Here is a 211-nt window from a genome sequence, read left to right on the forward strand (position 1 = left end):
GCACTTCTCGATGATCATCTTCTGGGCGAAGATCACTTCTTCTACCGGGATCTCGACACCCATGTCGCCACGGGCAACCATGATGCCGTCGGAGACAGCCAGGATCTCGTCGAAGTTGTCCAGGCCTTCCTGGTTTTCGATCTTGGAGATGATCTGGATGTTCTCGCCGCCGTGGGCTTTCAGGTGCTCACGGATTTCCAGCACGTCTTCT

General features: G+C 55.5%; 1 protein-coding gene. It reads right to left on the reverse strand.

The features are described 5' to 3' along the window. A partial coding sequence (locus AACR77_RS15285; protein ID WP_042882617.1) for a pyruvate kinase occupies positions 1 to 211 on the reverse strand: 211 nt, incomplete at both ends.

Source organism: Aeromonas sp. ZOR0002, assembly GCF_963866995.1.
Classification (GTDB): Bacteria; Pseudomonadota; Gammaproteobacteria; order Enterobacterales; family Aeromonadaceae; genus Aeromonas; species Aeromonas caviae.